24 protein-coding genes and 1 pseudogene are annotated in these 26,849 nt (G+C 66.7%); 18 read left to right on the top strand and 7 right to left on the bottom strand.

The genetic code is table 11. The features are described 5' to 3' along the window. From BST27_RS12065 to clpC1, 8 genes and pseudogenes are all read left to right on the top strand, one after another. Window positions 1-873, top strand: a pseudogene (locus BST27_RS12065) (hypothetical protein); the annotation flags it as partial. Window positions 874-974: 101 nt separating this feature from the next. Further along, on the top strand, window positions 975-1,886 hold the full coding sequence (locus BST27_RS12070) for a Rossmann-like and DUF2520 domain-containing protein (RefSeq protein ID WP_069419431.1): 912 nt from the start codon (window positions 975-977) through the stop codon (window positions 1,884-1,886). Continuing rightward, on the top strand, window positions 1,883-2,806 hold the full coding sequence (gene panC / locus BST27_RS12075; RefSeq protein ID WP_069419432.1) for a pantoate--beta-alanine ligase: 924 nt from the start codon (window positions 1,883-1,885) through the stop codon (window positions 2,804-2,806). Before BST27_RS12070 ends, panC begins: the two co-directional genes overlap by 4 nt. Further along, on the top strand, window positions 2,806-3,225 hold the full coding sequence (gene panD, locus BST27_RS12080; protein WP_069419433.1) for an aspartate 1-decarboxylase: 420 nt from the start codon (window positions 2,806-2,808) through the stop codon (window positions 3,223-3,225). The genes panC and panD overlap by 1 nt, the downstream gene beginning before the upstream one ends. 2 nt (window positions 3,226-3,227) lie before the next feature. Next, the gene (locus BST27_RS12085; RefSeq protein ID WP_069419434.1) at window positions 3,228-4,046 is read left to right on the top strand and encodes a type III pantothenate kinase; all 819 of its coding nucleotides are present in this window, start codon (window positions 3,228-3,230) and stop codon (window positions 4,044-4,046) included. A gap of 77 nt (window positions 4,047-4,123) precedes the next feature. Continuing rightward, window positions 4,124-5,656 (top strand): lysine--tRNA ligase, encoded by a 1,533-nt coding sequence (gene lysS, locus BST27_RS12090; RefSeq protein ID WP_069419435.1) that lies wholly within the window; start codon window positions 4,124-4,126, stop codon window positions 5,654-5,656. Window positions 5,657-5,785: 129 nt separating this feature from the next. Further along, window positions 5,786-6,124, top strand: coding sequence for a histone-like nucleoid-structuring protein Lsr2 (gene lsr2 / locus BST27_RS12095; RefSeq protein ID WP_083148487.1), 339 nt, complete (start codon window positions 5,786-5,788; stop codon window positions 6,122-6,124). A gap of 272 nt (window positions 6,125-6,396) precedes the next feature. Further along, a complete protein-coding gene (gene clpC1, locus BST27_RS12100) occupies window positions 6,397-8,934 on the top strand; it encodes an ATP-dependent protease ATP-binding subunit ClpC (RefSeq protein ID WP_069419437.1) in 2,538 nt (845 codons plus the stop codon). Window positions 8,935-8,977: 43 nt separating this feature from the next. On the opposite strand, the gene BST27_RS12105 is transcribed toward clpC1, so the two are convergent. Next, window positions 8,978-10,330 (bottom strand): serine hydrolase, encoded by a 1,353-nt coding sequence (locus BST27_RS12105; protein WP_069419438.1) that lies wholly within the window; start codon window positions 10,328-10,330, stop codon window positions 8,978-8,980. Further along, window positions 10,305-10,622: a mycobilin-forming heme oxygenase MhuD gene (gene mhuD / locus BST27_RS12110; protein WP_069419439.1), complete on the bottom strand. Its 318-nt coding sequence runs from the start codon at window positions 10,620-10,622 to the stop codon at window positions 10,305-10,307. The genes BST27_RS12105 and mhuD overlap by 26 nt, the downstream gene beginning before the upstream one ends. Window positions 10,623-10,636: 14 nt before the next feature. On the opposite strand from mhuD, the gene BST27_RS12115 reads away from it, so the two are divergent. Continuing rightward, entirely contained in the window at window positions 10,637-11,440 is an 804-nt protein-coding gene (locus tag BST27_RS12115) for an alpha/beta fold hydrolase (protein WP_139805122.1), read from the top strand. On the opposite strand, the gene BST27_RS12120 is transcribed toward BST27_RS12115, so the two are convergent. Continuing rightward, complete coding sequence (locus BST27_RS12120; protein WP_069419440.1) at window positions 11,394-12,287, bottom strand: HhH-GPD family protein; 894 nt, start codon at window positions 12,285-12,287, stop codon at window positions 11,394-11,396. The two genes, BST27_RS12115 and BST27_RS12120, sit on opposite strands and share 47 nt — an antisense overlap. Before the next feature lie 30 nt (window positions 12,288-12,317). On the opposite strand from BST27_RS12120, the gene BST27_RS12125 reads away from it, so the two are divergent. Then, window positions 12,318-12,941, top strand: a complete 624-nt coding sequence (locus tag BST27_RS12125) for a carbonic anhydrase (RefSeq protein WP_069419441.1) — start codon at window positions 12,318-12,320, stop codon at window positions 12,939-12,941. Between the two features lie 100 nt (window positions 12,942-13,041). Continuing rightward, on the top strand, window positions 13,042-13,842 hold the full coding sequence (locus BST27_RS12130) for a hypothetical protein (RefSeq protein ID WP_139805123.1): 801 nt from the start codon (window positions 13,042-13,044) through the stop codon (window positions 13,840-13,842). A 25-nt stretch (window positions 13,843-13,867) separates the two neighbouring features. Here BST27_RS12130 and disA read toward each other — a convergent pair whose 3' ends face one another. The 3 genes from disA to BST27_RS12145 form a co-directional block, all read right to left on the bottom strand. After that, entirely contained in the window at window positions 13,868-14,944 is a 1,077-nt protein-coding gene (gene disA / locus BST27_RS12135; protein ID WP_139805124.1) for a DNA integrity scanning diadenylate cyclase DisA, read from the bottom strand. Between the two features lie 17 nt (window positions 14,945-14,961). Then, a complete protein-coding gene (radA, locus tag BST27_RS12140) occupies window positions 14,962-16,413 on the bottom strand; it encodes a DNA repair protein RadA (RefSeq protein WP_069419444.1) in 1,452 nt (483 codons plus the stop codon). Between the two features lie 66 nt (window positions 16,414-16,479). After that, window positions 16,480-17,016 (bottom strand): copper chaperone PCu(A)C domain-containing protein, encoded by a 537-nt coding sequence (locus BST27_RS12145; protein WP_069419445.1) that lies wholly within the window; start codon window positions 17,014-17,016, stop codon window positions 16,480-16,482. A 395-nt stretch (window positions 17,017-17,411) separates the two neighbouring features. On the opposite strand from BST27_RS12145, the gene carD reads away from it, so the two are divergent. From carD to BST27_RS12180, 7 genes are all read left to right on the top strand, one after another. Beyond that, window positions 17,412-17,900 carry an RNA polymerase-binding transcription factor CarD gene (gene carD / locus BST27_RS12150; RefSeq protein ID WP_003419482.1) on the top strand — a complete coding sequence of 163 codons (489 nt, stop codon included), beginning with the start codon at window positions 17,412-17,414 and terminating at the stop codon, window positions 17,898-17,900. Continuing rightward, on the top strand, window positions 17,897-18,577 hold the full coding sequence (gene ispD / locus BST27_RS12155) for a 2-C-methyl-D-erythritol 4-phosphate cytidylyltransferase (protein ID WP_069419446.1): 681 nt from the start codon (window positions 17,897-17,899) through the stop codon (window positions 18,575-18,577). Before carD ends, ispD begins: the two co-directional genes overlap by 4 nt. Next, window positions 18,574-19,053, top strand: a complete 480-nt coding sequence (ispF, locus tag BST27_RS12160; protein ID WP_069419447.1) for a 2-C-methyl-D-erythritol 2,4-cyclodiphosphate synthase — start codon at window positions 18,574-18,576, stop codon at window positions 19,051-19,053. Before ispD ends, ispF begins: the two co-directional genes overlap by 4 nt. Window positions 19,054-19,109: 56 nt before the next feature. Beyond that, window positions 19,110-20,516, top strand: a complete 1,407-nt coding sequence (gene cysS / locus BST27_RS12165) for a cysteine--tRNA ligase (protein ID WP_069419448.1) — start codon at window positions 19,110-19,112, stop codon at window positions 20,514-20,516. Further along, window positions 20,517-21,458, top strand: a complete 942-nt coding sequence (gene rlmB / locus BST27_RS12170) for a 23S rRNA (guanosine(2251)-2'-O)-methyltransferase RlmB (protein ID WP_069419449.1) — start codon at window positions 20,517-20,519, stop codon at window positions 21,456-21,458. Window positions 21,459-21,510: 52 nt separating this feature from the next. Beyond that, a complete protein-coding gene (locus BST27_RS12175) occupies window positions 21,511-24,126 on the top strand; it encodes a helix-turn-helix transcriptional regulator (protein ID WP_069419450.1) in 2,616 nt (871 codons plus the stop codon). A gap of 77 nt (window positions 24,127-24,203) precedes the next feature. Beyond that, window positions 24,204-25,574 (top strand): cytochrome P450, encoded by a 1,371-nt coding sequence (locus BST27_RS12180; protein ID WP_069419451.1) that lies wholly within the window; start codon window positions 24,204-24,206, stop codon window positions 25,572-25,574. 33 nt (window positions 25,575-25,607) lie between these two features. Here BST27_RS12180 and BST27_RS12185 read toward each other — a convergent pair whose 3' ends face one another. Continuing rightward, window positions 25,608-26,849, bottom strand: coding sequence for an SLC13 family permease (locus tag BST27_RS12185; protein ID WP_069419452.1), 1,242 nt, complete (start codon window positions 26,847-26,849; stop codon window positions 25,608-25,610).

The following is a 26,849-nucleotide window of genomic DNA, read 5'->3' on the forward strand; positions in this document are numbered from 1 at the left end:
CCGCCACCTCGACAACCCATACCGGCCGCGGAACGCCCCGAGGCGGGCCCGCAACCCGAGCCGGTGTCCGCGCCGCGCCACCGCCAGCCGCCGCCACCCGTGCAGCAGGTGCCACCCGTGCAGCAGGTGCCGCAGCCCGAGCCGCAACAACCGCCGTCCGAGTGGCAGCGTCCCCAGCCTTTCCCCCAGTCCTTCCCACAGCCTTCGCCGCAGCCTTCGCCGCAGCAGCCGCAGCCTTTCGAGCCGCCGCAGCCGCAGCAGTCCGAATGGCAACCGGTCACCGCGGAAGGGCGCTGGCTGCCACCCGGCGCACCCGGCAGCAATTGGGCGTACCCCGAGGCTCCGCCTCCGCCGCCTGCTGCCCCTGAGCCCAGCCCGCCGGAGCCGCAGGTTGCCGAGGCCGCTGCACCGGCCGGACCGCCACCCGCGCCGTCCCCGGAACCGCCTCTCGCCCCGCCTTCGGGTCGGCGGCGGCGCCGGGCCCGGGATGACGACGAAGATGAGGGCGATATCACAATCGGGCATGTCGACGTCGCGCCGCAGTACGGCGGTCGCCGGTCGAGGTCCCGCCACTCGGCCGAATACCGGGACTTCGGTGTGGCGGGCCTGGGGGCCAATCTCGAGCAGCCGAACCAGGGCGAAGCGCCGGCACCACCCGCCTCACCTGCGGCGGAGCCACCACTCGCCGGTGGTGGGACGCCCCCCGCCGCGCCGCCGGCGGAGTCCGGCAGACGGCGTCGCAGCGCCGAAGAGGAGTCGGCGGGCTCCCACAACTTGGATCCGCAGACCGGCGGACAATCCGTCGCCGACCTCCTTGCGCGGCTCCAGGTGGACCCGAACGCCGGCGGCCGGCGGCGTCGACGCAGCGGCTGAGCTCGGTGCTGCCGGATCTATCGACTAAAGTTTGACTCGACCGTCCGGTACCCGAGGCATGGGACTGGAACGCACGAAAGAAACCTGTGAGGTCGTCTGCGATGGGGCAGTTCGACGGTTTGCGCCCGGCCAGGCTCAAGGTGGGAATCATTTCCGCCGGCCGGGTAGGCACCGCCCTGGGTGTCGCGCTGGAGCGTGCAGACCACGTTGTGGTCGCTTGCAGCGCCATCTCCCAAGCGTCACTGCAGCGGGCGCAACGCCGGCTGCCCGATACCCCCGTGCTGCCGCCCCAGGATGTCGCCGCGGGTGCCGAGCTGCTCCTGCTTGCGGTGCCCGACGGTGAGCTCGCCGGCCTGGTTTCGGGTTTGGCGGCCACCTCCGCGGTGCGTCCCGGGACGATCGTCGCGCACACGTCCGGCGCGAACGGGATCGGAATTCTCGCCCCGCTGACCGACCAGGGCTGTATCCCGCTGGCCATCCACCCGGCGATGACGTTCACCGGCTCCGACGAGGACATCAGCCGATTGCCCGACACGTGCTTCGGGATCACCGCGGCCGACGAAGTCGGCCGTGCCATCGCGCAGTCGCTGGTGCTCGAAATGGGCGGCGAGCCGTTCTGGGTCCGCGAGGACGCCCGCATCCTCTACCACGCCGCGCTGGCCCACGCCAGCAATCACCTTGTGACGGTGCTGGCCGATGCCCTCGAAGCGTTGCGGGCCGCGCTGCGGGGCGACGAATTGCTCGGCCAGCAACTGGTCGACGATCAGCCCGGCGGAATCGCCGAGCGCATCGTCGGACCGCTCGCCCGGGCTGCGCTGCAGAACACCCTGCAACGCGGTCAGGCCGCGCTCACCGGACCGGTGGCCCGCGGCGATGCGGCCGCGGTCGCCGGTCATCTGGCCGCGCTCGCCGACGTGGACCCGCAACTCGCCCAGGCTTATCGGGTGAACGCCCTGCGCACCGCGCGGCGTGCCCACGCCCCCGAGGACGTCGTCGAGGTGCTGGCGCGATGAAAGACCGAAAGTTCAATCCCGGCGAACTCAACGTATACGCGGTGCCAAGCGAGGTCAGGCAGGTCAGCCGCGCGCTGCGGCACACCGGTCGGCGAGTCATGCTGGTGCCCACCATGGGAGCCCTGCACGAGGGGCACCTGACCCTGGTGCGGGCCGCCAAGCGGGTACAGGGTGCGGTGGTCGTGGTGTCGATCTTCGTCAACCCACTGCAGTTCGGTGCGGGAGAGGATCTGGACGCCTATCCCCGTACCCTCGACGCCGACCTGGAACTGTTGCGCGCCGAGGGTGTTGAGATTGTCTTCACACCGTCCGTGGCGGCGATGTACCCCGACGGGATGCGGACCACCGTGCAGCCGGGACCCCTCGCCAACGAACTCGAAGGTGCCTCGCGTCCAACGCATTTCGCTGGGATGCTGACTGTGGTGCTGAAGCTGCTGCAGATTGTGCAGCCTGATCGGATCTTCTTCGGCGAGAAGGACTATCAACAGCTGGTCCTGGTCCGGCAGATGGTCACCGACCTGAACGTCGACGTCCAGGTGGTCGGGGTGCCGACCGTGCGGGAGGTCGACGGGTTGGCGATGTCCTCCCGCAACCGCTACCTGGACCCGGCCCAGCGCGAAGTTGCGGTCGCGCTTTCGGCGGCGCTGACGGCGGGGGCGCACGCCGCCGCCGAGGGCGCCCAGGCGGCGCTGGACGCGGCCCGCGCGGTACTCGACGAAACACCCGGATTGGTGGTCGATTACCTGCAGCTGCGCGGTACGGAGCTGCAGCCGGAGCCGACCAACGGATGCGGTCGGCTGCTGGTCGCGGCCCGACTGGGCACCACCCGACTTCTGGACAACGTGGCAATTCAAATCGGCAATCTCGCCGGCACCAGCAACGGGCCGGACGAACTTGCCCAAACCCATTGGAGGAATTGATGTTGCGGACGATGCTCAAGTCGAAGATCCACCGCGCCACGGTCACGCAGGCGGATCTGCACTACGTCGGCTCGGTGACCATCGACGCCGATTTGATGGATGCCGCGGATCTGCTTGAGGGCGAACAGGTGACCATCGTCGACATCGACAACGGCGCCCGGCTGGTCACCTACGCGATCACCGGCGAGCGGGGCAGCGGCGTGATCGGAATCAACGGCGCCGCAGCACATCTCGTCCACCCAGGTGACCTGATCATCCTGATCGCGTACGGGACGATGGAGGACGCGGAGGCCCGCACCTACCAGCCCCGGATCGTGTTCGTCGACGCCGACAACAAGCAGATCGACTTGGGCAGCGACCCCGCGTTCGTGCCGGACAATGCGGCCGAACTCATGAATCCCCGGTTAGGCGCCCGGTAGCCGTGCTGCTGGCGATCGACGTCCGCAACACCCACACCGTCGTAGGACTGCTGTCGGGAGCCAAGGAGCACGCGAAAGTAGTGCAGCAGTGGCGGATTCGCACCGAGTCCGAGGTCACCGCAGACGAACTGGCGCTCACCATCGACGGCTTGATCGGTGACGACTCGGAGCGGCTCAGCGGCGCCGTGGGCCTGTCTACGGTGCCGTCGGTCCTGCACGAGGTGCGGATCATGCTCGACCAGTACTGGCCGACGGTGCCGCACGTGCTGATCGAGCCGGGGGTCCGCACCGGAATGCCGTTGCTGGTCGACAATCCCAAAGAGGTTGGCGCCGACCGGATCGTCAACTGTCTGGCGGCATTCCACAAGTTCCGCACGGCCGCCATCGTGGTGGACTTCGGATCGTCGATCTGCGTGGACGTCGTGTCGGCCAAGGGTGAATTTCTCGGCGGTGCCATCGCACCCGGTGTGCAGGTGTCGTCGGACGCCGCCGCCGCCCGTTCGGCCGCGTTGCGCCGCGTGGAACTGGCCCGGCCCCGCTCGGTGGTCGGCAAGAACACCGTCGAATGCATGCAGGCCGGCGCGGTGTTCGGGTTCGCCGGACTGGTCGACGGCCTGGTTGGGCGCATCCGTGAGGACGTCAAGGGTTTCTCCGCCGGCGACGATGTCGCCGTCGTGGCGACCGGGCATACCGCGCCCCTGCTGCTACCCGAACTGCACAGCGTCGATCACTATGACAAGCACCTGACGCTGCAGGGTCTGCGACTCGTTTTCGAACGCAATCAGGAGATTCAGCGCGGCCGGTTGCGCACGGCGCCCTAGCCAGGCCCCCTAGCCAGGCCGAGCCAGGCCCGGTGCCGTGAGCGCAGACCCGGCGGCAGTCATTAAGCTGGCACGTCGTGAGCTCAGCCGATTCATCCCGCGTAGAGGGCCCGACAGACCCGTCCGGGGACCTTCCCGAGCAGTTCAGAATCCGTCGGGACAAGCGCGCTCGCATTCTGAGTGAGGGGCAGGATCCCTACCCCGTCGCGCTGGAACGCACCCACACCCTTGCCGAGGTCCGCGCCGCGTACCCCGACCTGCCGATCGACTTCCAAACCGAGGACGTCGTCGGCGTGGCCGGCCGCGTGGTGTTCGCCCGCAACACCGGGAAACTGTGCTTTGCCACGCTGCAGGATGGCGACGGAACCCAGCTTCAGGCCATGATCAGCCTCGACAAGGTTGGTCAGGCCGCACTGGACGCGTGGAAGCACGACGTCGACCTCGGCGACATCGTTTATGTGCACGGCAACGTCATCAGTTCGCGACGGGGTGAGTTATCGGTCCTCGCCGACTCGTGGCGGATGGCCGCCAAGTCATTGCGGCCGCTGCCGGTCGCGCATAAAGAAATGAGTGAAGAATCGCGAGTCCGGCAACGGTATGTGGACCTGATCGTACGTCCGCAGGCTCGCGCGGTGGCCCGGCAGCGCATCGCGGTTATCCGCGCCATCCGGAATGCGCTTGATCGGCGCGGCTTCCTGGAAGTCGAGACGCCGATGTTGCAGACGTTGGCCGGCGGCGCAGCGGCACGACCCTTCGTCACCCATTCCAATGCGCTGGACATCGATCTTTACCTGCGGATTGCGCCGGAACTGTTCCTCAAGCGCTGCATCGTGGGTGGTTTCGACAAGGTCTTCGAACTAAATCGCGTGTTCCGAAACGAAGGTGCTGATTCGACGCATTCTCCGGAATTCTCTATGCTTGAGACCTACCAGACCTACGGCACGTATGACGATTCGGCGCGGGTCACCAGGGAGCTTATTCAAGAGGTGGCCGATGAGGCGATCGGCACCAGACAACTACCGATGCCGGATGGCAGTGTGTACGACATCGATGGGGAATGGGCGACAATCCAGATGTATTCCTCCTTGTCGGAAGCGCTGGGCGAAGAGATCACACCCGACACGAGGGTTGAACGCTTGCTTGGGATCGCGGCGCGACTCGATGTGGAGATTCCGGACAACCGAGGGTTCGGGCACGGCAAACTCGTCGAGGAACTCTGGGAGCACACGGTGGGCAACAGGTTGACCGCGCCCACATTTGTGAAGGATTTTCCGGTAGAGACAACCCCATTGACGCGCCAGCACCGCAGTATCCCGGGCGTCACCGAGAAGTGGGACCTCTACCTGCGCGGAGTCGAGCTGGCCACGGGTTACTCGGAATTAAATGATCCGGTGATACAACGGGAGAGATTCGCTGATCAGGCCCGTGCCGCAGCCGCTGGTGATGACGAAGCGATGGCACTGGACGAAGACTTTTTGGCAGCTCTGGAGTATGGGATGCCACCGTGCACTGGCACCGGAATGGGTATCGATCGGTTGTTGATGTCTTTGACTGGGTTGTCAATTCGGGAGACAGTTTTGTTCCCGATTGTTCGTCCGCACTCCAACTGAACTGTTCCTAGTGAACTGTACGGCACCCGTCTGGATTGTGTATTTTGCGACCATATGGCAGATTAGTAAGCGGGGAGTCTATCCGTACTTCAACACTAACTGCACAGGAAGAAACGCGAGGGTAAGCCAATGGCGAAGAAAGTAACCGTCACGTTGGTCGACGATTTCGACGGTTCAGGCGCCGCGGATGAAACGGTCGAATTCGGGCTTGACGGGGTGACCTATGAGATCGACCTTTCGAGCAAGAATGCGGCGAAACTCCGTAACGACCTGAAGCAATGGGTGGCAGCCGGTCGTGGCGTCGGCGGGCGCCGCCGCGGGCGTTCGGGTTCCAGCCGTGGGCGCGGCGCGATCGACCGTGAGCAAAGTGCCGCGATCCGGGAATGGGCGCGCCGCAATGGCCACAATGTGTCGACCCGTGGCCGCATCCCGGCCGACGTCATCGACGCATTCCACGCCGCGACCTGACATTTGGGTTTACCGGCGCCCAGGCTCAGGTCTGGGCGCCGGTCTTTGTTTTGCGCGGTGTTCGCTGGCGGCGTAACAGATTCGATCAGTACTGGAAACGCTGTGCTGGCTTTCTACGTTTAACTGCTGCAACCGGTCGCGCAACTGAGGTAGCGAATGAGGTTATGAACCCTGCCTGACCGACCACTACAGTGGACTGCAGGTGCGCGATGTCGGCCCCTGTGCAGACAATGATTTGAGTACCGATGTTGAGGGAGAGCAGGTAACCGCCGATGTTCGAAAGATTTACCGACCGTGCCCGCAGGGTCGTCGTCTTGGCTCAGGAAGAGGCCAGGATGCTCAACCACAACTACATCGGTACCGAGCACATCCTGTTGGGCCTGATCCACGAGGGCGAAGGCGTCGCCGCCAAGTCCCTCGAGTCGTTGGGGATCTCGCTGGAGGGTGTGCGCAGCCAGGTCGAGGAGATCATCGGCCAGGGCCAACAGGCACCGTCCGGGCACATTCCGTTCACTCCGCGTGCCAAGAAGGTGCTCGAGCTGAGCCTGCGGGAAGCGCTGCAGCTCGGCCACAACTACATCGGCACCGAGCACATTCTGCTGGGCCTGATTCGAGAAGGCGAAGGCGTGGCCGCCCAGGTGCTGGTCAAGTTGGGCGCGGAACTCACCCGGGTGCGTCAGCAGGTGATTCAGTTGCTGAGCGGTTACCAGGGCAAGGAGGCCGCCGAGGCGGGCACCGGAGGTCGCGGGGGCGAGTCCGGCTCGCCGTCCACCTCACTCGTGTTGGACCAGTTCGGCCGCAACCTGACCGCGGCTGCCATGGAAGGCAAGCTCGACCCGGTCATCGGCCGGGAGAAGGAAATCGAGCGGGTCATGCAGGTGCTGTCCCGTCGGACCAAGAACAATCCGGTGCTGATCGGTGAGCCCGGCGTCGGCAAGACCGCGGTGGTCGAAGGTCTCGCGCAGGCGATCGTGCACGGCGAGGTTCCCGAGACGCTGAAGGACAAGCAGCTCTACACCCTGGACCTGGGTTCGCTGGTCGCCGGATCCCGCTACCGCGGTGACTTCGAGGAGCGCCTCAAGAAGGTGCTGAAGGAGATCAACACCCGCGGCGACATCATTCTGTTCATCGACGAGCTGCACACGCTGGTCGGTGCCGGGGCCGCCGAGGGTGCGATCGACGCGGCCAGCATCCTGAAGCCCAAGCTGGCCCGGGGTGAACTGCAGACCATCGGTGCCACCACGCTCGACGAGTACCGCAAGTACATCGAGAAGGACGCCGCGCTGGAGCGCCGCTTCCAGCCGGTGCAGGTCGGCGAGCCGACGGTGGAACACACCATCGAGATCCTCAAGGGTCTGCGTGACCGCTACGAGGCCCACCACCGGGTTTCGATCAGCGACAGCGCAATTGTCGCGGCCGCCACGCTGGCCGACCGCTACATCAACGACCGGTTCCTGCCGGACAAGGCGATCGACCTGATCGACGAGGCCGGCGCCCGGATGCGGATCCGCCGGATGACCGCGCCGCCAGACCTGCGGGAGTTCGACGAGAAGATCGCCGAGGCCCGCCGCGAGAAGGAATCGGCCATCGACGCTCAGGACTTCGAGAAGGCTGCGCGGCTGCGTGATCAGGAGAAGCAACTGGTGGCTCAGCGCGCCGAACGCGAGAAGCAATGGCGTTCGGGTGACCTTGACGTGGTCGCCGAGGTCGACGACAACGAGATCGCCGAGGTGCTGGGCAACTGGACCGGCATCCCGGTGTTCAAGCTCACCGAGGCGGAGACCACTCGACTGCTGCGCATGGAGGAAGAGCTCCACAAGCGCATCATCGGGCAGGAGGACGCGGTCAAGGCCGTGTCCAAGGCGATTCGCCGGACGCGCGCGGGGTTGAAGGACCCCAAGCGTCCGTCGGGTTCGTTCATCTTCGCCGGGCCGTCCGGCGTCGGTAAGACCGAGCTGTCCAAGGCGCTGGCCAACTTCCTGTTCGGTGACGACGACGCGCTCATCCAGATCGACATGGGCGAGTTCCACGACCGGTTCACCGCGTCGCGGTTGTTCGGTGCGCCTCCGGGATACGTCGGCTACGAGGAGGGCGGTCAGCTCACCGAGAAGGTGCGGCGCAAGCCGTTCAGCGTGGTGCTGTTCGACGAAATCGAGAAGGCCCACCAAGAGATCTACAACAGCCTGTTGCAGGTCCTCGAGGACGGCCGCCTCACCGATGGGCAGGGTCGTACGGTCGACTTCAAGAACACCGTGCTGATCTTCACGTCCAACCTGGGCACCTCCGACATCTCCAAGCCGGTCGGCCTCGGGTTCAGCCAAGGTGGCGGTGACAGCAACTACGAGCGGATGAAGCAGAAGGTCAACGACGAGCTGAAGAAGCATTTCCGCCCGGAGTTCCTCAACCGCATCGACGACATCATCGTCTTCCACCAGTTGACTCGCGACGAGATCATCCAGATGGTCGACCTGATGATCGGCCGGGTGGCCAACCAGCTCAAGAGCAAGGACATGGCACTCGAGCTGACGGACAAGGCCAAGGCGTTGCTGGCCAAGCGCGGCTTCGACCCAGTGCTGGGCGCCCGCCCACTGCGGCGCACCATCCAGCGCGAGATCGAGGACCAGCTGTCGGAGAAGATCCTCTTCGAGGAGGTCGGTCCCGGACAGATCGTGACGGTCGATGTGGAGAACTGGGACGGCGAAGGCAGCGGCGAGGACGCGGTGTTCACCTTCACCGGTACCCGCAAGCCTCCTGCCGACACGGATCTGGCCAAGACCGGCGCACACAGTGCGGGCGGCCCGGACGCGTAGCTCTAGGCGCTGGGGGTCCCAGTCGGGACTCCCAGCCGGCGCGCTAGCGCGGCTGCACTAGCGCGAAGACCTGCTTGGCGACTTGCAGCATCCAGCTGGTCACGGTCGGCCCGTGATCGCGCGGCCAGTTCAGCTGAAAGCTGACTACCCACGGCTGCCCAGTCTTGTCCACGGCGTACCAGCTGAACGTCAGGTCACCCGGCAGGCCGCCCGCTTTCGCACCGATGTACGGCCAGATGTCGCGATCCAGCTGGATGCCGGCAACGGCGGACAGGATCTGCCGCACGGGCGCTGCCCTGCCGACGGCATCGGCCTGCAGCGCGACGTGGACCCGGCAGATGTCCTCCGCGCTGCCGTACCACTCGGCGCCGTAACTGGACGCCGGGGTGTGCGCGCGGGTCGGATCGGGTTGATAGGGCGTTGAATTCGCCTGCTGCAGCAACTGGGCCCGGACCGGCGCCGGGGCGTGCTGCCACTGCTCGCGTAGGTCCGGTTGGCCCCAACCCACCGAAAACAGTTCGTACATGGTGGGGAACGGCGTCATGCTGGCCGGATCGTGATGCCCGGCGGTGGCCAGCGCCCGCTCAATGGCGTGTGTGCCCAACTTCTCGATCAGCAGGTCGGTGGCCATGTTGTCGCTCGTGGCGATCATCTTTTCGGCGGCCGTGCGCACCGAGACCGTCGCCCCCGGCGGCAGTTCCAGTCCGGACGAGCCCACCGCCTTGCTCTTCTCGGTGACGGTGAGCAGGTCGTCCCAGGACACCGTCCCGTCCTGGATCGCTCCGGCCAGCGCGTGCAACACATAGAGCTTGAATATCGATGCCAGCGGCAAGGATTGGCTCGTGTTGCTGCCCGCCACGCGGTCGCACTGACCGCCGTTGACCTTGGCCACCTGGTAGGAGTAACGCGCGCCCGTCTTGCTCAGGATGGCGTCGACATCGCCCCACGACCTGACCGACGGTGGTTCGGTTTCCAGGTCGAATCCGTCAACCAGGCCAGTGTCGTCGGTGTGAATGCGGATGTCGTGCCGTGCCCCATACGAGGACACCAGATGCAACGTCGCCACGCTGGCGCCGATGTCGACGCCGTCGAAGGTAAACGGACGATCCCACCAGAGCGCCTCCATGGTGGTTTCCACGGAATCGACCTTGTCCCCGACGGCCAGTGTGGCGACACCGACCGGGCCGATCGGCCAGTCGGAGTTGAGCATGTCCAACGTCTGCTGGGCCCGCAGGCCGGGCGGGGTGTTGGTGTCGATCCGTTGTCCGGGATTCGCAGCGTTCGCTGACGGCGTGGGGGAGGAAGAACAACCGGGCGCCAACGTCACGACCAACGCAGCGGCCGCGGTGAACGCCAGCACCCGCCGGGGGCTACCCTTTCTGGCCGGTCCCCGCAACGTCCATCACAACCTCAAATTCCAGGAGCGAGGCCCCCGTCGCCACCGGGTTGGCGCGCTCCCCGGCGTGGGCATGAATCGCGGGTCCTTGTGCCCAGGCCTGGAAGGCTTCTTCGGACTCCCACTGCGTGACCACGAAGTACCGGTTCTCCCCCTTGACCGGTCGCAGCAGCTGAAAGCCGAGGAAGCCGGGCTGATTGTCCACTGCGTGAGCCCGGTGGGCGAAACGCTTCTCCAACTCGGGACCAGCGTCGGCGGGCACCTCGATTGCGTTGATCTTCACCACTGGCATCTGGCTAGGTTACCGTGCCCGGCATGCCCAGCGATCTGTTGACCCACCGCGGCGGACAGGGCGCGCCGCTGGTCTTGGTGCACGGGCTGATGGGTCGCGGCAGCACGTGGCCCCGCCAGCTGCCGTGGCTGACCAAGCTGGGCGCGGTGTACACCTACGACGCGCCGTGGCACCGGGGTCGGGACGTCGACGATCCCTATCCGATCAGTACCGAGCGGTTCGTGGCCGACCTCGGGGATGCGGTTGCCGGGCTGGGAACGCCGGCCAGGCTGATCGGGCATTCGATGGGCGGGCTGCACTCCTGGTGTCTGGCAGCCGAGCGGCCCGATCTGGTTTCGGCGTTGGTGGTCGAGGACATGGCACCGGATTTCGTCGGCCGCACCACCGGTCCGTGGGAGCCGTGGCTGCACGCGCTGCCGGTCGAATTCGATTCCGCTGAGCAAGTATTCGCCGAGTTCGGGCCGGTGGCCGGCCAATACTTCTTGGAAGCGTTCGACCGGACGCCCACCGGTTGGCGGCTACACGGCCACCCCGCGCGCTGGATAGAGATCGCCGCCGAATGGGGCACTCGCGACTACTGGGAACAGTGGCGGGCGGTGCGTTCGCCCGCGCTGCTCATCGAGGCTGGAAACTCGGTGACCCCGCCGGGGCAGATGCGTCAGATGGCCGAAATCGGTTATCGGACAACCTACTTGCATGTTCCCGGAGCGGGGCATCTGATTCACGACGACGCCCCGGAGGCGTACCGGCACGCGGTCGAGTCTTTCTTGGCTACTCCTCACCCGCCAGGCCGAAACGACCATCGGTCGTCTGCGTGACCAGTCCGTCGGCGAGCAATGAATACAGCGCGCGGTCGCGCTGTGCGGTGTCGGTGAGCCACGCGACGTCCAACTCGGCGCGGGTGACCGGAGAATCACTGGCGCGCAATACATCCAACAACCTGCCGCGCACCTGACGGTCGGTTCCGGCGTAGGCCTGTACCCGCCGAGGCGGACCGGCAGCCGGCGGATATCCGGCGCGTCGCCAGGCGCACTGGCTGAGCGGGCACAGCCCACAACGCGGTGTCCGAGCCGTGCACACCGTCGCACCCAGCTCCATCAGGGCAACCGAAAAGCGCGGTGCCGCATCGTCATCCGGCAACAAGGCGGCGACGTCCGCGTGGTCGCGGGTCGGTGACGGACTGCCGGCATCGGCGCGACCGTGTACGGCGCGGGCTACCACGCGGCGAACATTGGTGTCCACCACGGGAACTCGCTTGCGGTAGGCGAAGCACGCGATGGCGCGCGCGGTGTAACTTCCGACCCCGGGAAGCGTGAGCAGTACGTCGACGTCGTCGGGAACGACGTCGTTGTGGTCTCTCGCAATGACGGTGGCGCATTCGTGCAGCCACTTGGCCCGCCGGGGATAGCCGAGCTTGCCCCAGGCCCGCACCACATCGGCGGTGCTGGCGGCCGCGGTGGCCGAAGCGGTCGGCCACCGCCGCACCCACTCCGTCCAGATCGGCAGTACCCGGACCACCGGCGTCTGCTGCAGCATGAACTCACTGACCAGGATCTGCCATGCGCTCACACCCGGTTCACGCCAGGGCAGATCACGCTGTGCGCGCTCATACCAACCCAGAAGTTCATATGAACACAGCGGCGAACCGCCCGATTCCCTAGGCATTGTCGGCCAAACCCCTACAGAATGGCTGCCATGCCCAATACAAACCCGGTGTCCGCATGGAAAGCACTCAGAGAGGGTAACGAGCGATTTGTCGCCGGCCAGCCTCTCCACCCAAGCCAGAGCGTCGATCACCGGAGCAGCTTGGCCGCCGGACAGAAGCCGACCGCGGTGATCTTCGGCTGTTCTGACAGCCGAGTCGCCGCCGAGTTGATCTTCGATCAGGGGCTCGGCGACGTGTTTGTCGTGCGCACCGCCGGACAAGCCATCGACACTGCGGTGCTGGGCTCGATCGAGTACGCGGTGACCCAGTTGAACGTCCCGCTGGTCGTGGTGCTCGGTCACAACAACTGCGGCGCCGTCAAGGCCACCGTGAGCGCGCTCGACGAAGGCGCCATACCGGGCGGCTTCGTGCGTGACGTGGTGGAACGCGTGGTGCCGTCGATCTTGGCGGGCCGGCGGGACGGCCTGACCCGTGTCGACGAGTTCGAGGACAGGCACGTGAGCGAAACCCTGGCGCAGCTGGCCTCGCGTTCCTCGTCCATTGCGGAACGGGTGAGCGAAGGCGCGCTGGCCCTGGTCGGTGTCACGTACCAGCTCGCCGAGGGGAAGGCGAAGCTGGTCGACCACGTCGGTGACATCGGCGAAGAGAGTTAGCGGCCCTTTACCTGCCCCCTACCCGCCGGTGGTCAGCAAAGCTAGCGACACGCCGAGAGAGGTCAGCCGAATCCGTGTGACCTGGGCTTATCGTGGCACTGTGCTGGATCTAGAACCACGTGGCCCGCTACCTTCGGAGATTTATTGGCGGCGAAGGGGCCTAGCCCTGGGCATCGCGGTGGTCGTGATCGGTATCGCTGTCGCCATCGTCATCGCCTTCGTCAGCAACAGCAGCGCCGGGGCCAAGCCCGCCAACGCCGAAAAGCCAGGCACCGCTCAGGGGGCCGCGAACGCACCGCAGGCGCCGCCGCCGGGCCAACCGGCCGGACAGCCCGAGGGGAACACTCCTGGCGCGCCGCCGCCGGTGGCCAACCCGGAGTCGGCCACGCCGACTGCGGCAGTCCAGCCGCCGCCGGTGCTCAAAGAGGGCGACGACTGCCCCGATTCCACGCTGGCCGTCAAAGGGCTGACCAACCAGCCCCAGTACTACATCGGTGACCAGCCGAAATTCACCATGGTCGTGACCAACATCGGGCTGGTGTCCTGCAAGCGCGACGTCGGCGCCGCGGTGCTGGCCGCCTACGTCTACTCGCTGGACAACAAGCGGCTGTGGTCCAACCTGGACTGCGCGCCCTCCAACGAAACGTTGGTGAAGACGTTCACCCCGGGCGAGCAGGTGACCACGGCGGTGACTTGGACCGGGATGGGCTCCGCGCCGCATTGCCCCTTGCCGCGGCCGGCCATCGGCCCAGGCACCTACAACCTGGTCGTCCAACTGGGCAATCTGCGGTCACAGCCGTTGCCGTTCGTGCTGAACCAGCCGCCGCAGCCCCCGGGGCCCGTCCCCAACCCGGGTCCGGGGCAGGCGCCGGCCGAGTCGCCGCCGATTCAAGGCGGTTAACCCCGGCGTCGACGCCCGCCGTCGGCTAGTGATCTGCGATGGTCGACTCGGCCAACTGCGACAACCCTTCTCGCACGTGGCGAGCCCACATGGCGCCGATGCCATCCACCGATTGCAGATCGTTGGCGCTGGCCGCCAGCAGATCCTGCAGCGTTCCGAACGACCGGACCAGCAGATCGACGTGGGCGAACTGCAGCCTGGGGATTGCGGCCATCGCCCGGTACCCGCGCGGACTCAGCGCGGAATCCTGGGCCTCGGCCGTCGTCGGGTATCCGAAAACCTTTGCCAGCGCGGTGAGTTCGAGCAGATCGGTGTCCGATAGCGAGTCCAGTTCAGCAAGGGTTGCGGTGATTTGCGACTTGGACGGCGGTTCCGGACTCGCGTGGTAGTCGCGCACGATCAAATCCAGGGCGGCGTCGTTGCCGCCCAACAGTTCCTCCAGCTGTAGCCGCAGCTGGCGTCCGTCCGTGCCGAGTTCGACCGCGTCGTAGTCGATCACCCGGCCGATGCGACGGACCAACTCAAGCCGCTGTACCACCGTCATCACGTCCCGCAGCGTGACGAAGTCCTCGATCTCGGCCCTGGACAGCTGTCGGCTTACCTCGTCGAGGCGGGTTTTGTACCGTTCCAGCGTTGCGATCGCCTGGTTGGCGCGCGACAGGATGGTTGCCGAGTCGGCCAGCACGTGGCGTTCCCCGCCGACGTACACGGTCACGATGTTCATCGAGTGGCTGACGGAGATGACCGGGTAGCCGGTCTGGATCGCGGCGCGTTCGGCCGAGCGGTGCCGGGTGCCCGATTCGTCGGTGGGTATCGACGGGTCGGGCACCAACTGCACGTTGGCGCGAACGATCCGGCTGCCGTCGGTGGACAGTACGACGGCCCCGTCCATCTTGCACAGCTCGCGCAGCCTGGTTGGCGCGTAGCGGACGTCCAGCGGAAAGCCGCCATCACAGATGGCCTCGACGTTCTCGTCGTAGCCAAGGACGATCAGGGCGCCGGTACGGCCACGCAGAATGCGCTCCAGGCCGTCGCGAAGCCCGGTACCGGGTGCCAGGCGTGCGATTGCCTCACGCAGGGAGGGACGCGTCACAGCTCGCATTCTGCGGCCCCGCGGGGTTAAACGTCCAGCTTCACTGGCCCGGTGGGTCTGGTGGCGCGGTGATCGGCGATGTCGACCATGTGCTCGAGCGCGGCGAGGATGGTGGGTGCGCAGAGCGTGCGCAGGCCGTCGGGAGCGGCGTGGTCACCCGGCGGGACCAGGGCGACGTTGAAGCCCTGACGGGCGGCTTCGGCCAGGCGACGGTCCATGCCGGTGACCCGCCGCAGGTCACCCGCCAAGCCCACTTCGCCGATCATCACCGCCGTGGCTGGTAGCGGCAGGTTTGCAAAGGCAGATGCCAGCGCGACGGCGACGGCCAGGTCCGACGAAGGATCGGTCAGCCGCATGCCCCCCACGGTGGACAGGTAGATGTCATTGGCGGCGATGTTCAGCCCGGCGTGCTTTTCCAACACCGCGGTGATCATCGCTGCCCGCGCGTGGTCGATCCCGCTGACCGCCCGTCGCGGCGACCCGGTCGACGCCCGGGAGTCGCCCCCCGTGAGCAAAGCCTGCACTTCACCGAGCAGGGGCCGCTTCCCGTCGAGCGTCACTGTTATGGCGGTGCCCGGGACCGGCGTCGGCCGCTGATCCAGAAACAGATTAGACGGGTCGGCGACACCGTCGATGCCGTTGTCGTGCAGGAGGAAGCAGCCTACTTCGTCGGCGGCGCCGAACCGGTTCTTGACCCCGCGGACCATCCGTAGCGCTCCGTTGCGGTCGCCTTCGAAGTGCAGCACCACGTCGACCAGGTGTTCCAGTGAGCGCGGGCCCGCGATGGCCCCGTCCTTGGTGACGTGCCCGACGAGAAGCAGCGCGATCCCGCTTGCCTTGGCCGCGGCCGTGAGCGCCGCAGTAACCGCCCGCACCTGCGTCACCCCGCCGGCGACGCCGTCGGCCTCGGTGGTGGACAGGGTCTGCACCGAGTCCACGATCAACAGGGCCGGCCGCACCATGTCGAGGTGGCCCAGCACGGCGTGCAGGTCGGATTCGGCGGCCAGGTATATCTCCTCGAGTTCCTTTCCGCCGCAACCAGTCCGGTCGGCCCGCAGCCGGATCTGGCCGGCCGATTCTTCGCCGGAGATGTACAAGACGCGCTTGCCCGATTGCGCCCACCGATGAGCGACCTTGAGCAGCAGCGTCGACTTGCCCACGCCGGGCTCGCCGGCCAGGAGCGTCACCGATCCCGGCACCACACCACCGCCGAGCACACGGTCCAGTTCGTCGATGCCCGTCGGGCGATGCCGGCTCAAGTTCGGCTGCACGGAGCGAATCGGGACGGCCCGCGATGCCGGGTTCAAAGATGCCGCCGCTGTGCGACGCGCCTTCGCGCTGACCGATCCGCCGACCGCGCTGAGCACGGTTACCTCTTCGACCGTGCCCCAACTGTCGCACTCCAGACAGCGGCCCACCCACTTTGCGCTGAGGTGGCGGCATTGCGAGCAGCGGTATTGCGAACGTGTATTGGCCACGTCGCGACCGTATCGGTCGGGTGTGACAACCGACCGATACGAATGGCTAGCAATGAGCCAGGGGTGCTACCCCTCGCTGGGCTTCTTGATGGGAGCCGAGATCGGGACGTCAAAGGTCGCCGGGCCGGCCTTTTCAAAGTTGAAGGTGAACTTGTAGTTGATGCCGTTGGTGATGGGCTGCTTCAACTGGAGGGTGGCCCGGGCGGCGCTGTTGCCATCGGTGGGTCCCGGCCCGACCCGCTGGCCCTCCGGTACACCGAGGAATAGCAGGCGGCTCGGCAGCACGCGGGTGTCGCCGCTGAGGGTCACCTTGCCGACCTCGGTGTCGATGCTGACCAACTTGTCCGGCTGATCCGGCGATTGGTTGACCACCACCGCAACCAGGTCGACGGATTGACCCGGCTGAAGGAAGTCTTTCTTATTCTGTTCGGCCTGGATCCGGACGTCGCGCAGCGCCACGTTGCCCACGCTGAACCTGGAGCCGTTGACCGCAGGTTCTTGCGCCGCGGTCTGAGAGATCTGCCCGGCGCCGCAACCGCTGAGCAGTGTGGCGAAGACAGCGGCCAGTCCAACCACCGCGGCGCGAATCTTGAAGCGGTTCACTCATTGCCTCCTGCTGGTGACAGCGGTTCGACTATGCACAGTAGTAGGTGCGTCATGTAGACGGTAGCGGGGCGGGTTGTCAGCCGACCGCGGGGTGGGCGCTGAGGCCTCGAAATGATCCGCTGACCCGGCGCGTTGTGTTGTGGGCCACAGTGTCGGGGGGCGACGAACCCGCCCGGCGCAGCCACGAATTGGTGCTTCGTCGACCGCGCAAGCGACTTGGATTCGGGGCTCCGCCCGCTCCGTAATGCCCTGTGCGGCAGCGTGGGTCACTGCACGTTCTAGCCCGCCTGTCAAGCCCCAATCTTGCCCACCGGTGCCCCTGACCTGCACCGTTGTTCGGCGGGTGTTTGGCCGCCGTGTTAGCATGGAGTGACGAAAGGGGCTCAAAACTGATGATTTTCAAGGTGGGCGACACCGTTGTATATCCACACCACGGTGCTGCGCTAGTCGAGGCGATCGAAACCCGCACCATCAAAGGGGAGCAAAAAGAATATCTCGTCTTGAAAGTAGCGCAGGGAGACCTCACCGTCCGGGTGCCTGCAGAGAACGCCGAGTATGTCGGAGTTCGGGACGTCGTAGGCCAAGAAGGGCTCGACAAGGTTTTCCAGGTTCTGCGCGCGCCGCACACCGAGGAGCCGACCAACTGGTCCCGTCGGTACAAGGCCAACCTGGAGAAGCTCGCGTCCGGTGACGTGAACAAGGTGGCCGAGGTCGTTCGGGACCTGTGGCGTCGTGACCAGGAGCGTGGCCTGTCCGCGGGCGAGAAGCGCATGCTGGCCAAGGCTCGGCAGATCCTGGTCGGCGAATTGGCGCTGGCCGAGAGCACCGACGACGCCAAGGCCGAGACCATCCTGGACGAGGTCCTGGCCGCAGCCTCCTGAGCACCTCAGTAGTCGCCATTGTTCCGGCCGCTGGGTCGGGTGAGCGGCTGGCTGCTGGCGTACCGAAGGCGTTTTACCAACTCGAGGGGCATTCCCTCGTGGAGCGGGCCGTCGAGAGCCTGCTGGATTCGGGTGTCGTCGACAACGTCGTAGTTGCGGTGCCGCCAGGGCGCACTGACGAGGCCAAGCTGATTCTCGGTCGAAAAGCCACCATCGTTGCCGGCGGGGCGAACCGTACCGAGACCGTCAGCTTGGCCTTATCTAGTTTGACGTCCAGTTCGGCTGGCGAGCCGACATTTGTGTTGGTGCACGATGCCGCGCGGGCGTTGACGCCGCCGAGTTTGATCGTGCGCGTTGTGGAAGCGCTGCGGGGTGGCGCCCCCGGCGTAGTTCCCGCGCTGCCGTTGTCCGACACCGTCAAGGCCGTGGACGCCAACGGTGTGGTGCTAGGAACCCCTGAGCGCGCCGGATTGCGCGCGGTGCAAACGCCCCAGGGTTTCGTCACCGACCTCTTGGTGCGGGCCTATCAGCACGCCGGTACCGCCGCCTTCACCGACGACGCCTCCCTGGTCGAACACATTGGCGGCCAGGTACACGTGGTCGACGGCGACCCACTGGCATTCAAGATCACCACCCAGTTCGACCTGCTGCTGGCGCGCGCTATCGTGCGGGGATGAACGGCCTGCCGCGAGTCGGCGTGGGCACCGATGTCCACCCCATCGAACCCGGGCGTCCCTGCTGGCTGGTGGGGTTGCTGTTTCCCAGTGCCGACGGTTGTGCCGGCCACTCCGATGGCGACGTGGCGGTACATGCGCTGTGTGATGCCGTGCTGTCCGCAGCGGGGCTGGGCGACATCGGTGACGTGTTCGGTGTCGACGACCCCCGATGGGAGGGCGTCACCGGGGCCACGATGCTGCGGCATGTCCTCGAGCTGGTCACGGGGCATGGCTACCGGGTTGGAAATGCCGCCGTGCAGGTGATCGGTAACCGACCGAAGATCGGTTGGCGACGCTACGAGGCGCAGGCGGTGTTGTCGCGCCTCCTCAACGCGCCCGTCTCGGTGTCCGCCACCACTACCGACGGACTCGGTCTGACCGGCCGCGGCGAAGGCCTGGCCGCGATCGCAACGGCACTGATCGTGCCCACCCGCTAGCTCCGCGGCGTTCGCGGTCGCGGGGGTCGGCAAGTGGCCAGGTAAGCTGGCACGTCGTGACCGAGAAGGCCCGCTTGCGGCTGCATGACACGGCGACCGGCGCCGTGCGTGACTTCGTGCCGCTGCGCGCCGGGCACGTCTCCATCTATCAGTGCGGTGCAACCCCCCAGGGATTGCCGCATATCGGGCACGTCCGCAGCGGAGTGGCCTTCGACATCCTGCGGCGCTGGTTGATCGCGCGGGGCTACGACGTCGCGTTCATCCGCAACGTCACCGACATCGACGACAAGATTCTGAACAAGGCCGCCGCCGCGGGCCGCCCGTGGTGGGAATGGGCGGCCACCCATGAGCGCGCCTTTACCGCGGCCTACGACGCGCTGGATGTGTTGCCGCCGTCGGCGGAGCCCAGGGCCACCGGCCACATCACCCAGATGATCGAATTAATGGAACGGCTGATCGAAACTGGTCACGCCTACGCCGCCGATGGTGACGTCTACTTCGACGTGCTCAGCTACCCGGAGTACGGGCAGCTGTCCGGGCATCGGATCGACGACGTGCACCAGGGCGAGGGCGTGGCCACCGGCAAGCGGGACCAGCGCGACTTCACCCTTTGGAAGGGCGAGAAGCCAGGCGAACCGTCGTGGCCGTCGCCGTGGGGCCGTGGGCGTCCCGGCTGGCACATCGAATGCTCGGCGATGGCTCGTACCTATCTCGGACCCGAATTCGACATCCACTGCGGCGGAATGGACTTGATCTTCCCGCACCACGAGAACGAGATCGCCCAGAGCCGCGCCGCCGGCGACGGGTTCGCCCGCCTCTGGCTGCACAACGGCTGGGTGACGATGGGTGGGGAAAAGATGAGTAAATCGCTGGGGAATGTGGTCGCCATCCCGGCGATGCTGCAGCGGGTGCGGCCCGCCGAGCTGCGCTACTACCTGGGTAGCGCACACTACCGGTCGATGCTGGAGTTCACCGAGGTAGCGCTGCAGGACGCGGTGAAGGCCTATGTCGGCATCGAGGAATTTCTGCATCGAGTTCGCCACCGAGTGGGTGCCATCCTGCCCGGCGAATGGACCCCGCGCTTTGCCGACGCACTCGATGACGACCTGTCGGTTCCCGTCGCCCTGGCCGAGATCCATCACACTCGCGCCGAAGGAAACCGCGCCCTCGACGCCGGCGACCACGAAGGCGCCCTGCGCAGTGCGAGCGCGATCCGGGCGATGATGGGCATCCTGGGTTGCGACCCGCTCGACGAGCGCTGGGAGACCCGCGACGAGACGTCGGCCGCGCTTAGAGCCGTCGACGTGTTGGTGCAGTCCGAAATCGAGAAGCGGGAAAAGGCGCGCGAACAACGCAATTGGGCGCTGGCCGACGAAATCCGCTGCCGGCTCAAAAAGGCCGGGATCGAGGTCACCGACACCGCGGACGGGCCGCAGTGGACGCTGGGTGGTGACGGCAAGTAGATGGCCGGAAATTCGCGGCGCCGGGGGGCGATACGCAAAGCCGGTACCAAGAAGGGGCCCACCGTAGGCTCTGGCGGCCAGCGTCGTCGGGCCCTGGAAGGGCGTGGCCCCACTCCGCCGGCGCACATGCGCCCCAACCATCCCGCCGCCAAGCGCGCCCGCGCCGCCGCCGCGCAGCAGGCGCGCCGTCCGGCCAAGCGGGTCGAGGAAGCGGAAACGGTGTTGGGCCGCAACCCGGTGCTGGAATGTCTGCGCGCCGGGGTGCCCGCGACCGCCTTGTACGTCGCGTTGGGCGTCGAGGCCGACGAACGGCTGACCGAATCCGTCTCCCGGGCAGCCGATTTGGGGATATCGATCCTCGAGGTGCCGCGTAGTGACCTGGACCGGATGAGTGCCAACGGCCTGCATCAGGGCATCGCACTGCAGGTGCCGCCGTACAACTACACCCACCCGGACGACCTGCTGGCGGCTGCACTCGACGTACCGCCGGCGTTGTTGGTCGCCTTGGACAACATCTCCGATCCCCGCAACCTCGGCGCGATCGTGCGGTCGGTAGCGGCCTTCGGCGGGCACGGTGTCGTGATTCCGCAGCGGCGTTCGGCCTCGGTGACGGCGGTCGCGTGGCGCACCAGTGCCGGCGCCGCGGCGCGTGTCCCGGTAGCGCGGGCGACCAATCTGACCAGGACACTGAAGGATTGGGCCGATCGCGGGCTGCGGGTCGTGGGTTTGGATGCCGGCGGCGACACCGCGCTGGACGACCTGGACGGCACCGATCCTCTGGTGGTGGTCGTCGGTTCGGAAGGCAAGGGACTGTCGCGATTGGTGCGACAGAACTGTGACCAGGTGGTGTCGATTCCTATGGCGGGCCAGATGGAATCGCTGAACGCGTCCGTGGCCGCCGGGGTGGTGCTGGCCGAAATCGCCCGCCAGCGCAGGCGTTGACCGGCCGAAGAGAATGACCTGCCGCGGCGCCGACCAAAGTTATAGTCGCTGAGTGATCGGTGCCGAGCCGTTGACCGGGCGCGATACCGAATTGGCCGTCATTCGCCGGGCCATCGGTGGCACCCGGTCCGGCGTAGTCATCGCCGGTACAGCCGGGGTGGGCAAGACCTGGTTGGCTCGTGAGGCGTTGCGCCGCGCCACAGTCGCGGGTGAGTGCACGAATTGGATCGTCGGCACCGAATCGGCGCGGGCACTTCCGCTGGGCGCCTTCATCGGCGTGTTGGGCGAGGCGCTCTCGGACCCGCTGACCAACGTGCGCCGCGTGATCAATTCGTTTGTCGCACAACAGCGTCGGCGTCGCGTCGTGATTGGGATCGATGACGCACATTTGCTGGACGGGTTGTCCGCGCTGGTCGTGCATCAGTTGGCCCAGTCGGCCGGGGTGCGGTTGGTGGTCACGTTGCGCGCGGGCGGCGAGGAACCCGATGCCGTGGCAGCGCTGTGGAAGGACGGCTTGCTGACCCGTCTCGATCTGGAATCGTTGTCGGCCTCGGCAACACACACGATGATCGAAGGCATCGTGGGCGGTCCGGTCGACGCTCGCAGCGTTGCTCGCTTCCGGAAGTTGACCGGTGGCAACGCGCTGTTTCTGCGGCAGCTGGTGACCGATCAGGTCGCTGCTGGACGGATGCGGCAACTCGCCGGCGTATGGATGTGGGATGGCGACGTTGCCGTATCACCGAGCCTGTCCGACACGGTTGGACGCCAGATGGGTCAGCTCAGCCCGCGGCGCGCGCTGGTGGTCGACACGCTCTCGCAGTGCGAGCCGCTGTCCGTTGATGTGTTGTGCGATCTGGCATCCCGCGACGACGTCGAGGCTGCCGAGAGCATGGGTTTGATCAATGTCGAACGCACCAACGGTGGCTTGATGGCACGGCTGGCGCACCCGCTGTTCGGCGAACTCCGCCGTGCGGGCGCCGGTGAGATGTACCTGTCGGCGATTCGCGGCCGGTTGGCGAGTCGGCTCGCCGACGACACTGACGCGGACCTGCAGACTACCGTGCGCCGGGCACTGCTGACGCTTGAGTCGAACCTCGAACCTGATCCCGAGTTGTTTCTGACGTCCGCCCGGCATGCCATGACGCTGTTGGACCTGGATTTGGCCGATCGCTTCGCCACGGCGGCCGCGCGTGCCGGGGCGTCCGGCGCGGACGGTGTTCGCGCGATGAACCTGGTGCTGCTGGGGCGCGGCGAACAGGCCGAGGCGGCGCTGCGCGAGTTGACCGACCACCCTGACGGCCATCACTGGGCGACGGTGCGGGCGGCCAACCTGGTGTGGATGCTCGGCAGACCTGCCGATGCGTCTTCGATTCTCGACGGTCTGCGCGCGCTGCCTGAGACCGCGGCACAGACGGCCGAGCGCCTGGCGGTCGAGGCATGCGTGGACGCGGTGTCGGCGCGGTGCCAGACGGCGGCCGAAAAGGCAAGGAACGCTTTGGCTTCCGAAGCCTTGCCGGATTTTCACGCAATGATGGCAGCGCTCGCATTCATCATGGCCATGGGCGCACTCGGCGATGTCAGTGACCTCAGCGCCGTCGCAGCGCAGGCCTTGAAACGCGCGACCACCTCGTTTCAGGCCTCCCACATGAGGTTCTGGTTCGGCGCCGTATACGGACGCGCCTGCCGACTCACCGGACGGATCGACGAATTCGTCAGTACCGCTGAACAATTGGCTGGGTCGGCACGCGACGTTCCCGGTCTGGCCTATGCGAATCTGGCTCTGCTGTTGGGCAACGCCTGCCTCGTTCGCGGCCATGTTGCCGAGGCGGCGCGACTCGTCCATGAGGCGTTGGCCGGTGTCCAAATACATTCCATCACAACGGGGTTGAGACCGGCGAGTTACTTCGCGTTGGCCGAGGCGCACGCCAAGCTCGGACAGCCGGACCAAGCCGGCGATGCGGTGACCGCGGCCCGGTCATGCGTGCCGCCGGACTTCCTGTTCATGCAGACCGCGCTTTCGCTGGCCGACGGTTGGGCGATGGCGGCGGGCGGCCGCTTGACCGACGCCGTGGCGATCGTCCTCGAGGCGGCACGAGTCGCCCGAGACCGCGGCCAACCCGCCCACGAGTTGGCCTGTATCCAGGCCGCCGCTCAGTGGGGAGACTCCTCGCAGGCGGCCAGGGCGCACGAGTTGGCGGAGGCACTGTCGCTGCCGTTGGCCGCCGCGGTGGCCGCGCACGCGCAGGCTCTACGTGATCGAGACGGCGAGGGGCTGCTGACGGCGTCGGCGGAGTACCGCCGGATCGGTGATCGGGCGGCGGCCGCGGACGCGGCGGCCCACGCCGCTATCGCGTTCAACGAAGGGCAGCAACGCAAGCGCGGCCTGTACGCGGCCGCGATTGCCAGCGAGCTGGCAAATGAGTGTGGCGGTTTGTGTACGCCAGCGCTGCGGACCCCGGCCGGCCTGAAGCTGTCGGGTCGTCAGCGCAACGTCGTCGAGCTCGTCGCTGCCGGTCTGTCCAACCGGGAGATCGCCGAAAAGCTGGTGATGTCGGTGCGCACCGTGGAGGGTCACGTTTATCGCGCCTGCCAGCGGGTCGGGGCCCAGTCGCGCGAAGAGCTGGCCTCGATCGTCCGATCCGGGCCAGGCGGCCGGCCCAGCCGATGAATTAGGTAGTCGACTACTCAAGCGCTCTGCGTATATCGGCCATACCGTGCCTCCAACGAACCGACGAAGGAGTTGGCATGGTCGAGACCCTGGAGAAAGCCGAAGTCAGCACGCTCCCGCTGGCACCGAAGAATCCGCTCCCCTATCGGCAGCAACTTAAAGCGGTGCGGTCATTCATCGGCGGCTTTGAGGCACTGGCGAAGTCCGGTGGCCCGGTCACCAGGATCGTGCTCGGGCCGAAATGGCTGCTGCCCAACATTGTGCTGATCGCCGGCCCGCAGGGCGCGCGGGATCTGTTGGGGCGCAACGATGAAGTGGCCGACCGGGGCCGAGCCCGCACCATGGTGGAAATGCGCGCGTTGATGGGCGGCAACCTGCTGGACCTGCCGCACGAGCGGTGGCTGCCGCGGCGACGCACGCTGCAGCCCATGTTCACCAAGCGCAAGGTGCACGACTACGCCGAGCACATGTCCGGCGCGGCACAAGGGATCGCCGACAGCTGGGCGAATGGCGCCGTCGTCGACCTGGACAAAGAATGCCGCAAGCTGACGTTGCGCACGCTGGGCCGCTCGGTGCTGGGCTTGGACCTCGATGAGCGCGCCGACGAAGTCGGAGAGGCACTGCACGTGTCCCTCGCGTACGTGTCGGACCGCGGGGCGCGCCCGATAAATCTGCCGCGCTGGCTACCAACAAGAGGCCAGCGGGCCGCCCGCGCGGCCAACGAGACGTTGCACCGGGTGGCCGCCGAAATACTGCACGAGGTGCGCACCGATCCCGACCGTGATGCCCCGCTGGTGCGCGCGCTGATCGAGGCGATCGATCCCGAGACGGGACGCTCGTTGGCTGACGACGAAATCTGTCATGAGTTGGTGCTGTTCATGCTCGCCGGCCATGACACCACCTCGACCACGCTGGCCTACTCGCTGTGGTCGTTGGGTCACCACCAAGGCATCCAGGAGCGGGTGCGTGCCGAGGTGGCGGCACTGGGCGACCGGGCGCTGACGCCGGACGACGTGGCCGAACTGGGTTTCACGGTCCGGGTGTTACACGAGGCGCTCCGGCTCTGTCCGCCTGGGCCGGGAACCATGCGCACCCCCACCCGCGACATCGAGGTCGACGGCTGCCGGGTGGAAGCCGGAACCATCGCCTTTGTGAGTTTCTATGCCCTGCACCGCGATCCGGCGTTGTGGGAGAGCCCGCTGCGGTTCGACCCGGACCGTTTTATCCCGGAACGGTCCAAAGGTCGCAGCCGTTGGCAGTACCTGCCGTTCGGTGGCGGGCCGCGCTCCTGCGTCGGCGATCACTTCGCCATGTTGGCGGCCACCCTCGCCCTGGCCACCATCGTGCGGGCCGTCAAAGTCGAGTCGGTTGACGACGATTTCCCGCTGGTGACGCCCATGACCGCGGTCGCTGCGACCCCCATCCGCGCAAGAATTCGATCACGGTAGCCCACGGGTGAGCGATCGCCACGACGTGATCGCTCAGACGCCCAGCAGTCGCACACTGCCCCACAGCGCCAGCACTGCCGCGACCAGTGCGGTGGGCACGGTGCACAGGCCGAGCCGGGTGTATTCGCCGACAGCGGGCTCGACGGCATGGCGGCGCAGCACGCGTCGCCACAGCAGGTTGGACAGCGAACCCACGTAGGTCAGATTCGGTCCGATGTTGACTCCGATGAGGACGGCGAGCACCGCCGCCGGTCCGCTGGCCGCCACCAGCGGCACCAGCGCCAGCGTCGCGGGCAGGTTGTTGACCACATTGGCCAACACTGCCGCCAACGCCGCGATACCGAGCAGCGCCGGCAGGCTCGAACCGGTCGGCAATACGGTGGACATTCGGGTCGTCATCCCGTTCAGCATCACCGCCTGCACGACAATGCCCAGCGCCAACACGAATATCAGGAACGGCAGGTTCACCGAGCGGACGATGTCACCCACTGAGGTGTGACCGCGTAACAGGCTTCGCACGGCCAACACCGATGCCCCGGCGAGCGCGGCCCAGGCCGGCGCCACATCCAGCGATTCAGCAATGACGAATCCGACGAGCGTAAGTGCCACAACCACCAGCACGAAGGCCTGTGGCTGCGGCACCGGTCCGGCCGACTCCGGATCGGGCGCCACCTGCAAATCGCGTGCGAAGAACCAGCGGAAGACCAAGTACACCGCGGCGATCGCCGATAGCCACGGCAACGTCATCAGCATCGTGAACTTGATGAACGAAAGATGCGCGCCGCGGTAGGCGAGCAGGTTGGTCAGGTTGGACACCGGCAGCAGCAGCGAGGCGCCATTGGCAAGGTGTGCGGTGGCATAGGCGTAGGGCCGCACCGGCGTTCGCAACCGGTGGACCATGGCCAGGACCACCGGCGTCAGCAACACGACGGTGGCGTCCAGGCTGAGTGCCGCGGTGATGACGGCGGCGATGACGAACACCTGCCGGAGCAGACCGCGGGAACGCGCGCTGGCGTGCGCCATCGCCGCGCCGGCGGCCTGGAACAGGCCCTCGTCGTCGCACAGCTTGGCCAGCACCAACACCGCACCCAGGAACGCGACGACTCGTGTCAGGCCCGCCACCTGGGCCGCGGCCTGGTGCGGCGAGATCGCGCCGATCGCAATGAGAATGCCGGCGGCCGGTACCGCCGCAAGCGCCTCCGGCCATCCCCGGGGACGCGCAACCGCGAATCCCAGGACGACAACCAGCAATATGAGCGAGACGATCAGCGTCAA

The organism is Mycobacterium intermedium, assembly GCF_002086275.1.
Taxonomy (GTDB): Bacteria; Actinomycetota; Actinomycetes; order Mycobacteriales; family Mycobacteriaceae; genus Mycobacterium; species Mycobacterium intermedium.